This window comes from Thauera sp. AutoDN2 (assembly GCF_051280715.1).
In the GTDB taxonomy this organism is placed as follows: Bacteria; Pseudomonadota; Gammaproteobacteria; order Burkholderiales; family Rhodocyclaceae; genus Thauera.
In genome coordinates this window covers 22770-36796 of sequence record NZ_JBNCAR010000009.1, presented here as the reverse complement: position 1 = coordinate 36796, position 14027 = coordinate 22770, and the positions used below count along the sequence as shown (strand labels likewise).

Below are 14027 nucleotides of genomic sequence, written 5' to 3'. Positions count from 1 at the left end.
GCCGCTTCACCGGCCGCTACCCCGTTGCAGGCCGGCGAACCAGGCATCGAGCGCCTCCCGGCTCGGGTCGAGTTCCACACCGGCGCCGCCGGTGAAGTGCTGCCAGTCGAATCGATAGGCTTCGGCGACGACGGTGAGCAGGGGAATGCCCTCGCTCATCAGGGCCAGCATCTCGTCGGCAAATCCCTCGCCCGCCGCCTCCAGCGCACCAAAACGATTGACCACGACGAGATCGGGGGCCGCATCGAGCGCACCGCGCAGGACCACGCTCGCGGCAGCCACGCCGTGCTGGTCGATGCTGCACGAGCCGGCGCCCGCGCCGAGGCGCTGGAAGAGGGGGAAGCGAGTTCCCTGGTCGAGATCGACGAGCATCGTCGCCTCCTTGCCCGTACCGCCCGTGGACTGCTGAACCACCCCCCGGACCCGCCGGCCCGCCTGGCGCAGGGCAAAGGCAAAGTCGGCGAGGACGCCGTCGGCGACGCCGTGCTCGAGATGAACGATCGCGGCGATGGGGCTGGTGTTGGTCGGCGAGAGGGCCGGCCCAGCGGCATGGGCTGTCAAGGTTGCCATCGTCCGTCCTCAGAACCGGTAGTCCAGACTGGCGAACCACATGCGCCCCGGCGCAGGAAAGCCCGCCTCGAGTTCGTAGTTCCGGTCGGTGACGTTGTTGACCCGCAGCTCGGCGGACAGGTCCTTCATCGGCCGCCAGACCATCTTGAGATTCAGCGTGGTGAACCCGTCCAGCTTTACCGTATCGCTGGCCCAGCGGCCGCTGTCATGCTCGGCGAAGGCGATCATGTCCACCGCCGCCGCAGCTCGCCACAGCGCATGCAGGATGATCTTCGTCTCCGGGATGTTCGTCAGCCTGGTCGCGGGATCGCTGACGTTCTCCACATCCATCCAGGTCGCGTTGCCGCCGATCTCCCAGCGCGCGCCGAGCGGTGTCTTGAGGCCAAGCTCGATGCCCTTGATTCGCGCCTTTCCGACGTTCTGCATCTGGCATTGGTTGGCGGCGCTGCAGCTGGCCGCGCCAGTCAGGTTGACACTCTGGATCTTGTCCTCGATATCGCTCCAGAAGATTGCGGCGTCCGCCTGGGCACCGGCCCAGGGCTGCCCTTGGTAGCCGATCTCGTAGTTGCGCGCCTGCTCGGCCTCGAGGTCCGGGTTCTCGATGAAACGGCCCAGGCGGATGGAGTAGCGATCCTTGAGGGTGGGCAACCGGGTCTTCTCCGCCACGGTCGCGTACAGGCGCGCCGTTGGCGTCAGATCGTAGAACAGGCCGATCTGCGCATCGGTGGCGCGCTGGCGGCGCGGCAGGGTGAAGCTGCCACCGTTGCTGAACACCTTTTCCGGTTCGAGTTCGTGATGGGCCAGACCGATGGACAGCAGCGTCTTGTCGCCGACCGAGATGCCGTCCTCGACCGACAGCGAGCGCAGGGTGTCCTCGAAATCCGCGCCCAGGGCATTGTCACCGTCGCGCTCCTCATGCCGGTCGCTCTTCGTCTGGGCGACGAAGCGCACCAGATGGCCCTCGAAGCGCCGCGACTCGAGTTCCACCGCGCCGCCATGGGTCTTGTCGTGATAGATGCTGCGGCCGGTGGACACGCTGCCGGAACCGCTCGTCTTGAGCGTGGCGTAGGTCGCGTCGGTGTAGCTGTTCACCTCGTTGTCGAACCAGTCGGCAAAGAGGCGCAGCTTCAGTGTCTCATGCGCACCCAGCGCGGTGCGTGAGACGAAGTACAGGCTCTCCTTGTCCCAGTATGGCCACTGCCAGTAGCGCGCGGCGGTCGGGTCAGTCGACGGCGGCTGGCCCTTCTCGCCGTCCTGCTTGATGTAGGTCAGCGCGTATTCGTCGCCGCCTCCGGGGGTCAGGCCCAGCTTCAGCGAGGCCTTGCTGTCCTTGTAGTAGGCGTTGTCACGCCGGCCGCCGTCCTCCGTCGCGGTCGGCCTGAAGTCGTCGGACAGCCTGAAGCCATCGGCTTCGCGATGGGCAACGCCGGCCTGCACGTACCAGACGCCCTGGTTGCTGCCGAGATTGACCGCCGCCCGGCGGGCACCATCCTCGCCGAAACCGATGCTCGCGTCACCCTCGAAGGCCTTGCCCGGCTTGCGCGAGATCAGGTTGATGGCGCCGCCCAGCGTGTTGGGGCCGTAGGCCACGGAGCTGAACCCCTTGGCAACCTGTATCGCGGCGAGATCGCCGGTGTCGAAGCGACCAAAGTCGACATATCCGTCATAGGGCACATAGACCGGGATGCCGTCGATGAACAACGGCGCCTGGCGCGGATCGTAGCCGCGCAGGTAAACCGTCTGCTCGTTGCGCGAGTTGGTCGACACCGTCACCCCGGAGAGCAGATTGACGGCTTCGCCCACGGTTTCGCGGTTGAACGTCTGGATGTCCTCGCGCGTGACCACCGAGGAGACTTGCTCCGGCGCGATCTCGCCGAGAGCGAGGCGCGGAGCCGTCACCTGGATGGCGCCCAGTTCGAACGGCGTTGCGCCGCGCCCTTCCTGTGCCCATGCCGCCGTGCAGCCACTCGCAACGGCGACGGCCGTCGCCAGTGCAGCCCGCCGCGTTCGTGGAAAGGATGGAATTCTCGGTGGCCTGAACATCAATATTTCTCCCCTGGTTCGCAATAGCAACTTATATATAGCGGTTGGCAAAAAAATAAGTGACGACACCTTCCCCTGGCCGCTGTTCAGGTGGCGAAGCCGAATGAACGGCTCACGCATGCAAGGCCTCCAGCGCCCCTTCCCCGGCCTCGACGGTCAAGCGCCCGTCTTGCAGGCTCAGGACGTGATCGCCGAAAACCACCGCGTCTTCCGGGTCATGCGTGATGAGCACCATCGGCACCTGCAGCCGCTGCTGGAGTTCTCCCAACTCCTCGCGCATCGCAATGCGCAAGGTCGGATCGAGTGCGGCGAAAGGTTCGTCCAGCAGGAGGGCGCGCGGTCTCGCCACCAAGGCCCGTGCCAGCGCAGTGCGCTGGCGCTGCCCACCCGACAGTTCAACCGGGAACTGGTGGGCTAGATGGGCGAGTTGGAACGCATCCAGCCAGTATTCGACCGTTTCGTGCCGGACATGCGCCAGCGGGTTGAACCACCCTCGCGTCAGCCCAAAGGCAATGTTCTGCCGCACGGTCAAGTGCGGAAACAGGGCGTAGTCCTGGAAGACGTAGGCCACTTCTCTCCCCTGGGGCGGCAGATGAATGCCTTTTGCAGCGTCGAACAGCACCTTCCCGTCAAGGCGAATATGGCCAGAATCCGGGCGCAGCAAGCCAGCGATGGCCTTGAGCGTCAGGCTCTTGCCCGAACCGGACGGGCCTAGGATCACGATACGTTGGCTGCAGGATTGAAGACGTACATCGAGATGGAACACCCGCTGGCCGGACCGCAGGGTCTTGCGAACGTCTAGGTCAAGTTGCATCGCGCGGCCTCCCTAGCGGCTGGCAACGCGGCCGGGAGCAAGCCGCCCCGCCGCCAGCAGCACCACCACGCACACCACCGAAGTGACGAGCACGAGCAGGTTGGCGGTATCGTCCTGTCCGGCCTGGACCGCTTCGTATACCGCCACCGACAGCGTTTGCGTCCTGCCGGGAATACTGCCGGCCACCATCAAGGTCGCACCGAACTCGCCGAGTGCACGGGCAAAGGCCAACAGCAAGCCGGCCAGGATGCCACGCCACGCCAGCGGCAAGGTGACGCGGAAGAATACGGCGACCTCGGGGATACCCAGCACCCGGGCAGCCTGCTCCAGTTGCCCGTCCACGGCCTCGAAGGCTGCGCGGGCGGGCTTGAACACGAGCGGGAAAGCCACGATGGAGGCCGCGATCACCGCGCCCTGCCAAGTGAAGATCAAGTTGATCGCAAACTGCTCGTGCAACCACGCCCCCAGCCAGCCACGCCGCCCGATCATCACCAGCAGGTAATAGCCCAGCACGGTCGGAGGCATCACCATTGGCAGTGTCAGCAGCGTGTCGAGCAGATCTCGCCCGGGGAAGCGCGTGCGCGCCAGCAGGTAACCCACGGCAACGCCTAGCACCAGGTCGATCGCCGTAGCCCAGCCGGCGACCTTCAATGAGAGGGCCAGCGCCGTCCATGCCGACTCCATGTGTTATCGAGACCCGGCTCACGGCCTCTGGAAGCCATACTTGCCAAGGATTGCCTGCCCGGTCGGCGACAGCACGAAGGCAACGAATCGTTGGGCTTCCTCGGCGTTCGCACTCCCCACCGTCCGTGCGATCGGATACGCGATCGCGACATCCAGCGGCACCTCGAAAGCCACACGCACCTTGTCTTTCATGACCGCCGCGTCAGTTGCATAGACAAAACCCGCATCCACCTCGCCACGCGCCACGTAGTCGAGCGACTGGCGAACGTTCTGGGTGCTGACCGCCTTTGACGAAACGTCGGACCACAGCTTGGCCGCCTCCAGCGCATGCTTGGCATACCGACCGACGGGAACGCTCGCGGGGTTGCCGATAGCGACCCTCTGCACAGCGGGCTGCATCAGGTCATCCAGGCGGCCGAGGGACTGCCTGCTGTCACTAGGGACCACCAGTACGAGGGCATTGCGGGCAAAGTCGTGCCGCTCCCCGCGGACAACCAAGCCCTGCGCCTCCGCCATGTCCATCGTCTCTTGGTCCGCAGAGGCGAAGACATCGACAGGCGCCCCCTTGGCCATTTGCTGCAGCACCGCACCGGAGGAGCCGAAATTCAGCAGGACCCTTGAGCCGGGATGCTGCGCCTCATAGCGCAGGGCAACGTCCTTGAAGGCGTTCGTCAGGCTGGCGGCGGCAGACACCGTCACCTCGCCGGCATGCGCCAGGCCGGTCGCGACGAGGGCAGCGAGCACGACAAGGCCTTTTTTCACGGATGTGGGAGTCAACACGGCGGTCTCATAGGCTTGTTTTCGAAAGCGCAATATACACTTGGATATTGCGCTTTCGAATTGATATACATCAACAGCTCTTGAAGGATCACGTTGGACGATCGGCCCACACCATCAAAATGAGGTACTTCCCTTCCAAATTGCCCCCCGGATCGACACCGAACCGCGATGGCGCCGAGTGCAGTTGGTTCATGGTCGAGCCCTCCGATGGACTTCGATGGACGCCATGGCCCGGCTGACCTCCGGGTCGCCGTAGACCACATAGCGACGGTCGACCACGATCGCGGGAATCTTGACGACGCCCAGTCCCCAGGCCTCGGCGACGCCTTGGTAGGCGCGTCCGATTCGGTGTTGGAGTTCCTCGCCTCCTTCGCGGAGGCGCTGCTGTATGACGGCCGCGGCCCTCACAGGATCGGAGGGCAGCCCCGCAGCCAGCTCGGTCTCGAGGCGAGCCGGCAAATCGAGTTCGATAACGCGCGCCTCGGCGGCCGGCTGCACGGGATGATGGCTGTCGGTGACGACAAGCACATCGGCCACAGCGAGCGGGCAGAACAAAGCCATGCACAGCCACGTAATCGCCGTGGCAGTCATGGGTCGCCACGAGGCGAGGGATGAAAGTAAGCGAAGGGGTGGAACCGGCATATTGCGCCTCCGTGGTGTCGATGCGGGTCGTAGTCGAATTCAAGGGCGTCCGCGGAGCGACAGAGAATCCGAAGCCGGGATGTCCCGGTTGGGGGAGCGCTGTCGAAAGAAGGGGAGCCCGAAGGCTCCCATGGGGATGAACGGCGCATGCCGAGGCTACGAAGTGAACTGACGCTGCTACAGCAGACCGGCTTCGGCGAAGGAGAATGGGCTGCCCTTGCCGACGATGAAGTGATCCAGCACCCGGACATCGACGGTGGTCAGCGCGCTCTTCAGCCGCTCGGTGATCGCACGATCGGCGGCCGAGGGCTCGGTGTTCCCCGAGGGGTGCTGATGCGCCAGGATCAGCGCCGAAGCGTTGAGCGCCAGCGCACGCTGGAGCACCACCCTCGGATACACCGAAGTCTGGTCGACCGTGCCCTTGAACAGCGGCTCAAAGGCGAGCACCTGGTGCTGGCTGTCGAGAAACACGACGGCGAAGATTTCGTTCGGCTCCGCGACCAGTTTCAGGCGCAGGTAGTCGCGCACGGCGGCGGGACTGCCCAGCGCCGGACCGGCCTTGAACACGCGGTTCTCCAGCAGCGTGATGGCCTGCCGGATGATCCAGTCTTCGTGCTGGGCGGCGATCAGGGTGAGCGACTCCGGGCAGGAGTCGACGATGACAAGAGACATAGCGAACCTCCAATGGATGAGATCGGAGGGCGCCTGCCCATGGAGGGCAAACCCTCCTGGGGACGATGGGGATGGAACAGGTGACGAGCGGGCATCCACCACCACGGATGCGGTGGCTGTTCGCGTCAAGGGATGCGATGCGAACGGGTTTCGATCAACGCGGACGAGCCGCGCCGCAGCCTTGAAGATCGATGGCTACCTGGGCATGTGAGTCACTCCGGCCTGAAGGCCGGAGCTTCCTCGCCACGATTCAGACGGAGCCTTCGGCTCCGAGGCAACGCTTGTCTCACTGACCCCGGCATGAATGCCGGGGCTTGCGCTCGACCCGTGGTCACCGGCGACGCCGGCGGGCATGTCTCGGGAATGGGCTGGTTCGGCTGCGGTCGTGCTGCCGGCGGCGAGCAGGTCGATGGCCGACAGCAAGGCATCGCCTTCGACGGGACCGTGCAGCAGGAGGGTCTTGCCGGACTCGCGGTCGCGCAGTTGCAGGGCCGGCGTGGCCGCGATGCCCTGCTGTGCCGCTTCCGCCGCCTGGGCACGGATGACCGCATCGGGGCGCTCGCTGTCGAGACAACCCTGCATGGCTGGCGTGAGGTCGGGATAGCGCAGGCCCTCCGGCAGACCCTGGCCGTCGCCACGGGTGTGCGCGTAGAGCCACGCCACGGCCTGCCAGAACGTGGCATGTCCGCCCGTCCTCGCCCGCGCACTCGGCCAGGCGTGCCCCGGCAGTCGCGGCCGGCTCGCGCATGGACAGCGGCAGGTGGTGCCACTGCCAGTTCACCTCGGGATGGGCGTCGATCCAGCGCTTGAGCGCGGGGAAGTAGGCCCGGCAGTACGGACACTCCAGGTCGGCGTACCCGACCACCGTGAAGCGTGCATCGGCACGGCCATACAGCCAGGGCGGGCCGGCCGGTTTCGACGCTTCGGACCCGGCGGCGGCCAGGGGCATGGACTCGGTTGCCGGATGCGGCGCGCGCAGCAGCATCCACGAGGCAACCCCAATCGTCACCACGATCAGCAGACCGATCCAGGGATGACGGCGGGCGAATGAAGGCATGCGCATCGTGTTGCTCCCGTCAGGCCAGCGTGTCCAGCGTCAGAGGTTCGATGCCCCGCGCGCGGTCGATCTTCTCGGCCACGCGAAAGGCGGCATCCAGCTCGTTGATGCCGTGCTGCTGCATCAACTGGAAGCGTTCGGCCTTCTCCTCGGGCTCGGTCATCGCCATCGCCAGGTAGAGGCTGGGCGGCACGGCGCGGAACAACACTTCCATCGACTTGGACAGGATCACGCCCTCGCTGAACTTGCCGGCCTCCTTGCGGGCGGAGAGCATCAGCGCCTTCTGCGAAGCGTTGAGTTCGCGGAAGCGCGCGATCTTCTCGACTTCATCGGGCGGCATCGACAGGCAGATCCACCACTCGATCATGTTGAGCATGGGCTCGGCCGCTTTCGGCAGGTCGTCCAGGTTCTGCGTGGCGAGCCAGAACCAGGCGCCGAGCTTGCGCCACATCTTGGTGATCTTGACCACGTAGGGCGCGAGCAGCGGGTTCTTGGTGATGATGTGGCCTTCGTCCGTCACGTTGATGATCGGGCGGCCCAGGAACTGGTCGCGCTCGGCGATGTTGTTGACCGTGTTGATGAGCGAGATGTAGGCAATCGAGAGCTGGGCGTTGTAGCCCTCGCGCGCGAAGGTGGCCAGATCCACGATGGTGACGTCCGCCTCGGGCCACGGTGTGCCGGACCGGTCGAACATCTCGCCGTCCACGCCCTGGCAGAACATGTCCATGGCGTCGGCCATCTCCAGCAGCCGTGCGCGCCGCATCTCCGGCAGCGTGGCATCGCGGGCGCGCTCGCGCAGCGCGTCGCGCACGTCGCGCGTGAGCACCGTGCGTTCGTCCGCCACGCAATGCTGGGCCGCATCGAGAATGCACTGGCGGATCAGGCTGCGGTCGGCGCGGGTCATGCGCGCTTCTTCCTTGTCCTCGCCGCCGGTGATCATCAGTCGCGCAGTGATCTCCAACTCGCCGAGCACGTCGCGCTGCTCATCGCCTTCCACGACCATGCCGGCATCGGTCTGGTCTTCGTCGAGCGCATCGGCGTCCAGCGTCTGTACCTGGCTCGGCGTATCGACCAGGCGCCAGGCGTCGGCGAACGGAGCCAGACTGACGCCCGCGCCGGGCGCGAGCTTCACCCGATGCACGGTGAGGCCCAACCGTGCCGCGAAGTCGCCGAACAGGCCGAAGCTGTTGCCAGCCTCGACGATGAACAGGCGCGGCCGATAGATCGCCGTCACCTGATTCAGGATGTTGTTGAGCGTCGCGCTCTTGCCCGACCCCGTGGGGCCGAACAGGAACAGATGCGCGTTCATCTGCCGGTCGAGGCGGTTCAACGGGTCGAAGGTAATCGGACCGCCGCCGCGGTTGAAGAACGTGATGCCCGGATGCCCCGTGCCCTGGCTGCGGCCCCAGACCGGCGCCAGGTTCGCCGCGTGTTGCGCGAACATAAGCTGGGTGTACCACTGGCGCTTGTCGGCAGCCGGATCGAACACGCACGGCAGCCAGCGCAGATAGCTGTTCAGCGGCGCCACCTCGTCCTCTTCGCGTACCGGTTGCAGGCCGGCGTTGAGCATCACGTTGACGAGCTGCAGGCCGCGCGCATCGAGCTGGGCCAGGTCGCGGCCGCGCAGGTAGAACGCCAGCGCGCCGCGGTAGAGCTTGTGCGCGCTGCCGATCAGGCCGCGCGCCTGCTGCACGTCCTGGCGGGTCTGCTCCGAGGCCAGGGTTTCGCCGACGGCCTTCCTGGCGAGGTGGTTGAGGTGCGCCTCCAGCACGTCCTGGGGCGTGGCGACCAGCGTCAGGCACATCACCGTATCCTCGGGCATCTGGTCGAACAGCGCGTTCATGGCATCGCCGCCTTTGCGCGTCTCGCCCGTCAGATGGCCCGTCACGGGTGGCGTGCGCAGACGATCCATCACGATCACCCGATGCGGCATGCCGTCGAAGAACCACAGGCCGTTGGGCACGTCCGAACGGGGCTGGCCGAAGAACAGCCGTTGTGCGAAGTCGGTGCCGCTGGCGAGTTCGATCTCGCCCTCCTCCCGCTCTTCCGGGTAGCGGGTCAGCGCGTAGAAGCGTTCCCGGTCTTCGGCCGCGGCGCCGAGCAAAGTCGGATTCGGGTTGAACCAGCGCAGCAGCCAGGCGTGGATGTCCGCCGCGCCGAGACGCCGAGCCTTCACACCGGCATTCGCCAGCCCGCCGGCGAGGCGGTCGCAGATCGTGGTCAGCGCCTGCTCGGGCGACTGGCCGCGCCGCGGGGTCGGGGCCGCGGACGTGCGGCGGTAGACCACCATGCGCACGCGCCGGACCTGCCCGCGCCACGGCAGGCGCGTCACCGTGGTGTCCTCGAACAGGCCACCCGGCTTGGCGATGGCCCGCAGGTGATGGGCAAAGAAGCGCAGGTAGAAGTCGCTGAACGCGCTGCCCTGCGCACGCGGCTGCAGATAGTTCGCCAGGGAGCGCCGATAGTTGTCCCAGTCGGCCTCGTCCTGGGCGTAGAGCTGCACCACCCAGGGGTTGTCGTCCAACTCGTCGAAGGAGTCCTGCAGGGCGTTCTCCAGCGCATCGCGCGCCTGCCACAGCCAAGCCATCTCGCGGCCCTCGGTGCCGACCGGCGCCAGCTCGAAGAAGGCCGCCACCGACTGGCCGTCTTCCAGCAACATGCATTTGCTGCCGGGCAGGTACTCGACCCAGGGCAGCAAGTCCGCGAACGACGGCGCGACGCCATAGAGCGCATCGTGGTCGGCCTGGGTGGCCGGCCTGCGCCGGCCCCGGCCGAGCGCGCTGCCCGGCTCGGGGACACCCTGTGCCGCCAGGGCCGTTACGTGCCGTGCCCAGGCATCATCAGCCGCATCCACAGCGTCAGCAGTCGATGCGTCGGGCTTGCGTGACCACGGCAGCGACCAAGCCATCAGTAGTCCTCCACGCGCTCGCCCGGCATCGCGTACTGCACGCGCTGGTAGAGCGGGAACACCGTGCTGTAACCGGGCACCGGCACCGGGTCGGTCCCCGCAAGGTGCGGGAACACGTACATCACCAGGTCGGGGTTCGGCAGGCGGTGGAACTGGCGGTAAATCTCGTTCTGCGCGGTACGGGTGTAGCGCGCCTGCACGCCGGGCGCCGCCTGCACGTCGGCATCGGCCAGCGGCCGGCGCAGGCCCTGGCGCGCATCGAGCAGTTGCCGCGCGGCCTGGCCGCTGCCCGCGCCGCCGCCGGTCTCCCGATGCCAGATGTCGAGCATGGTGCTGTCGCCGTGCGGCAGCAGCTTCTCCTTGCTGGTGGCGCAGCCGCCGAGCAGGGTGGCCGCCAGCAGCACGGCGGCCGCGTCAATCCAGATCCGAGGCATGGGCTTCTCCGGTGCGGTGGTGGACCCGACGCCCCTTGGCGTCGTAGTCGATGTCGAGCGGCTGCTCCAGATGCACGGCCACTTTGGCGCCCGGCTGCACGTAGACCGCCGCGAAGGCCTGGCCGTAGAGCTTGTTGACCCAATCGGCCATGTCGCGCACGCCGCCCGCGAGGATGCGGCCCATCGCTTCGTTGCCGCTGATGCCGACGGTGCCCAGCGAGCCGTTGCTGTTGGCGACCACGGCCACGCTGCCGTTGTCGGACTTGATGAGCGAGGCCGCGCCGGCGCCGGCCGCGGTGATGAGCGCCTGGCTGCCCAGGTACTGCTGGGCGTTGCTGCGCCGCTCGCCGCTGACGCAGGGGATGCCATAGGGGTCGCTGATCCAGCCCAGGCCGCCCTGGATGCTGGCGCCGTTGTGACCCGAGTTGCCGCCGCTGCTACCGCCCTTGCTGCTGTCCTCCGGCACCGTGCGGATGGTGCCGTCCTGGAACACGAACGTGACCGAGCGGATTTGCCCGCGCACGCACGAGAGCGTCCAGTCGCCCGAGGCCGTGCCGCTGACCACGGCGCCGGCCACGTCGGGGATGTCGATGCCGTTGGCCGTGAGGTTGTCCGGGCCGATCAGCACCTTGAACGGGTACGGGTCGTTGACGGTTCCATCGATCGGCACGCGCCCGATCAGCGCCGTCATGGCAATCGACCCCATGAGCGTCGAGTTCGACGGCACCGTGTAGACGGCCTTCGTGGATGCGCCCACGGCGCGGCTGCCGATGTCGGCGACGGATTCCACTGCGGCCGACAGGCTTTTCTGGGCCGGCCCGAAGCTCAGGGGAAAGCTCGCCTCCTTGCTGCCGTTCTTGGCGTCTACCTTGGCATCGTCGGGCTCGATCCACTGCGTGCCACCGACGCCGCGGTTGAAGCGCTGGCCGTCACCCTCTTCCAGCCCCAGCCCGACGGGCAGGTCGGACGCGCCACCTTTGCCGGAAAGGCCGTCCAGTTGCCGCTGCAGACTCTGCAGCAGCCCCTGGGTCTGCTGCCTGTCGCTGGCCACCTGATTGCGCTCCTGCTCCAGGCGGTTGCGCTCGCCCTCCAGCGCGCTCTGGATGCGTTGGTCGATCGCGCCTTCCCGCGCACGCAGGCGCTCGTTCTCAGCCTTGTGCTGCTTGTTGTCGCCGAGCGCGCTCTGCAGCTCGGTGCGCAACTGCTTCACCTGCGCGACCAGCGTGGCGACGGTATCGCGCGGCGTGTCGCCAGCGATGCCCAGGGCTTTCATCTCCTCGGGCGTGAGCGTACTGGCTGCGCCCTTGGAGGCGGGCTGGCCGCCGGGGGCGCCGGAGAACAGTTTGATGCCGACGAACACCAGCAGCAGCGCCATCGGAATCAGCAGCCACTTGAGCAGCGGATTACTCTTCATCGCTCGCTCCTCCGGTCGAGCCGGCCGCGGCGGCCGGCGGCAGGTTCACGGTGGCGTCGATCGGGCTCAGCGCCGGCAGCAGCGACTCGGCCAGGCCGTGCCCGCGCGTGACCAGGTAGAGCACCGTGGTGTCGGACGGGGTGCCGGCCGGCCCCAGGTTCGGATGCTGGAAGGTCGCCGCCACGAAGCTCCCCTGCAGGGCGCGCGGGTCGAGGTCGAGCCAGCGCGCGGCGGTGTTGGTGAGTCGCACGGCCGTCACCCACTGGTCCTCCAGGCGCCACGCGGCCAGTGCCCGCGCGTGCACCGGCAGCGTCGGCAGCAAGGTGTCCAGCGCGAGGTCGCGGCGCAGGTTCACGCGCCCGACGCCGGCGACCGGCTCGACTGTGCGCAGCGGGGCGTACAGGTTCTGTGCGGCATAACGCGTCAGCACGACCGGTACCGGCGTTTCGCGCCGGGGAACGGATTTGTCCGCGGGCGCATCGGCCTGCTCGTCCGCGCCGCTTGCCGCACCGCCGCCGTAGCGCTTCGCGGGGGCTTCCGCTTCCACGATGCGCACCGGCTCCAGCGGCGCCTGGCCGTCCTTCGCCGGCTCGGCGGCGATGTCGAGCAGGATCAGCGCGCCGGATTCCACGTCCTGCAGTTGCAGCCGCGTGGGCGGAATCGGCTCGCTCGCCCGCAGGTAGATCGCGCCGCCCGCACTCTGCACGCGCAGGTGGTCGCCGACGCCGGCCGGCACGCCGACGCGCACATTGCGGTCGATGAAGACCACGCGCTCCTGACCGACGACCAGCGGCACCGGCAGGGGCAAGCGCTCCCAGCGCAGGATTTCCACAGCCTGGCTGGTCGGCACGAAACCGAGGATCAGCAGAACGCCGGCCAGGGCCGACAAGGCAACGGACTTCATGGAGAGTCTCCCTGCAGGTGGCCGGAGGCGTTGGCGGGCGCGCCCGCCTGGGTCGGCGTCGGCGGCGTTTCGATGCGCTGGGGTGCGCTGGCGTAGCAGTCCAGCGCCAGGCCGAAGGGGTTGTGCTCGGGGTCGATGTCCAGCCGGACGACCTTGATGGGGTAGCGCACCAGGGCGCGCTTGACCTGCTCGGAGCCGTAGTATTCGTCCGCGCTCACGTCGAGCGTGACGATCCAATCGCGGTCGGAGACCACCTTGACGCGCGTGGCCGGATCATCGCCGTAGCCGCGGCCGGGAATCTCGTAGATGCCGCGCACGCGCTGACGCAGCTCGCCACTGGCGCGCCGGTACTCGTAGTCCTGTTGCAGGAAGGCCCGGCAGCTCGGCGTCAGGTAGGCCGACAGCGCGCGCAGGTTGCGCGGATAGTCCTCTTCGCCGTTCGTGGGCCAGCGCTGTACCTGCTGCCAGATGTAGAACGAGAAGGCATACACACTCTCGGGCGGCACGTCCCACCACTTGCGCGTGCTGCCCGAGCGCAAGTCCGGCGGCACATGGATGGTCAGACTCTTCGGCGCACTCCACCAGCCGAAGCCAAGCAGCAGCGCCACCGCGAACAACGCGCCGGCCCCCAGACGCAGCGTCTTCACGTGCGCCTGCAGGTGCGCAACCTCGTTCCTGAAACGGCTCATGGCGCACCTCGATTGGCGTTGCGCCGGGTCGTCCAGTAGCCCGAGCGGGCGATGAGGCGCTGGCCGCCCAGGAGCGCCGCCAGCGCCGGATGCCTGAGGGCCAACCGCCACTGGAGCTGCCGGTATAGCCAGGTGTCGGGCCGGCCGCGCTTCTGCGCGCGCAGGAAGCCACCGCCGATGAAGACGCCCAGCGCGATGCCGGCGACGATCAGCGTGGGTACCATGGCGATGCTGTGCGTGAGCCAGGCCAGCGGCACGCCGAGCGCAAACCCGGCTGCGGCCGACAGGCCGGCGCAGATCCACAACTCGTTGGCGGTCAGCCCGCGCACGACCACCGGCTGGCGGTTCAGCCGGTGCGGCAGGAAGGTCACCAGCGTGTCGCGTGGGGACTCCGAAGGGGCGGCCATCGTTTGACG

General features: G+C 67.5%; 13 protein-coding genes and 1 pseudogene. All 14 read right to left on the bottom strand.

What is annotated here, in order from left to right; all coding sequences use genetic code 11:
- Nucleotides 1–6: 6 nt before the first annotated feature.
- Nucleotides 7–570 carry a DUF2478 domain-containing protein gene (locus ACPT9U_RS07380; protein WP_435750401.1) on the bottom strand — a complete coding sequence of 188 codons (564 nt, stop codon included), beginning with the start codon at nt 568–570 and terminating at the stop codon, nt 7–9.
- 9 nt (nt 571–579) lie between these two features.
- Nucleotides 580–2613 carry a TonB-dependent receptor plug domain-containing protein gene (locus ACPT9U_RS07375; RefSeq protein WP_435750400.1) on the bottom strand — a complete coding sequence of 678 codons (2034 nt, stop codon included), beginning with the start codon at nt 2611–2613 and terminating at the stop codon, nt 580–582.
- Between the two features lie 112 nt (nt 2614–2725).
- Nucleotides 2726–3427 (bottom strand): ABC transporter ATP-binding protein, encoded by a 702-nt coding sequence (locus tag ACPT9U_RS07370; protein ID WP_435750399.1) that lies wholly within the window; start codon nt 3425–3427, stop codon nt 2726–2728.
- Nucleotides 3428–3439: 12 nt separating this feature from the next.
- Nucleotides 3440–4111, bottom strand: a complete 672-nt coding sequence (modB, locus tag ACPT9U_RS07365) for a molybdate ABC transporter permease subunit (protein WP_435750398.1) — start codon at nt 4109–4111, stop codon at nt 3440–3442.
- A gap of 18 nt (nt 4112–4129) precedes the next feature.
- The gene (gene modA / locus ACPT9U_RS07360) at nt 4130–4924 is read right to left on the bottom strand and encodes a molybdate ABC transporter substrate-binding protein (protein ID WP_435750397.1); all 795 of its coding nucleotides are present in this window, start codon (nt 4922–4924) and stop codon (nt 4130–4132) included.
- A gap of 156 nt (nt 4925–5080) precedes the next feature.
- Nucleotides 5081–5452, bottom strand: a complete 372-nt coding sequence (locus ACPT9U_RS07355; protein ID WP_435750396.1) for a TIGR03757 family integrating conjugative element protein — start codon at nt 5450–5452, stop codon at nt 5081–5083.
- Nucleotides 5453–5710: 258 nt separating this feature from the next.
- Complete coding sequence (radC, locus tag ACPT9U_RS07350) at nt 5711–6205, bottom strand: RadC family protein (RefSeq protein WP_416817904.1); 495 nt, start codon at nt 6203–6205, stop codon at nt 5711–5713.
- A gap of 330 nt (nt 6206–6535) precedes the next feature.
- Nucleotides 6536–7268: pseudogene (locus ACPT9U_RS07345) on the bottom strand (DsbA family protein); the annotation flags it as partial.
- Nucleotides 7269–7281: 13 nt separating this feature from the next.
- Nucleotides 7282–10170 carry a conjugative transfer ATPase gene (locus ACPT9U_RS07340; RefSeq protein ID WP_435750395.1) on the bottom strand — a complete coding sequence of 963 codons (2889 nt, stop codon included), beginning with the start codon at nt 10168–10170 and terminating at the stop codon, nt 7282–7284.
- Nucleotides 10170–10604 (bottom strand): TIGR03751 family conjugal transfer lipoprotein, encoded by a 435-nt coding sequence (locus ACPT9U_RS07335; protein ID WP_435750394.1) that lies wholly within the window; start codon nt 10602–10604, stop codon nt 10170–10172. Before ACPT9U_RS07335 ends, ACPT9U_RS07340 begins: the two co-directional genes overlap by 1 nt.
- On the bottom strand, nt 10585–12018 hold the full coding sequence (locus ACPT9U_RS07330; RefSeq protein ID WP_435750393.1) for a TIGR03752 family integrating conjugative element protein: 1434 nt from the start codon (nt 12016–12018) through the stop codon (nt 10585–10587). The genes ACPT9U_RS07335 and ACPT9U_RS07330 overlap by 20 nt, the downstream gene beginning before the upstream one ends.
- Nucleotides 12008–12922, bottom strand: a complete 915-nt coding sequence (locus tag ACPT9U_RS07325) for a TIGR03749 family integrating conjugative element protein (protein ID WP_435750392.1) — start codon at nt 12920–12922, stop codon at nt 12008–12010. The genes ACPT9U_RS07330 and ACPT9U_RS07325 overlap by 11 nt, the downstream gene beginning before the upstream one ends.
- A complete protein-coding gene (locus ACPT9U_RS07320; protein ID WP_435750391.1) occupies nt 12919–13611 on the bottom strand; it encodes a PFL_4703 family integrating conjugative element protein in 693 nt (230 codons plus the stop codon). The genes ACPT9U_RS07325 and ACPT9U_RS07320 overlap by 4 nt, the downstream gene beginning before the upstream one ends.
- Nucleotides 13608–14018: a TIGR03750 family conjugal transfer protein gene (locus tag ACPT9U_RS07315; RefSeq protein ID WP_435750390.1), complete on the bottom strand. Its 411-nt coding sequence runs from the start codon at nt 14016–14018 to the stop codon at nt 13608–13610. Before ACPT9U_RS07315 ends, ACPT9U_RS07320 begins: the two co-directional genes overlap by 4 nt.
- Nucleotides 14019–14027: the final 9 nt, after the last annotated feature.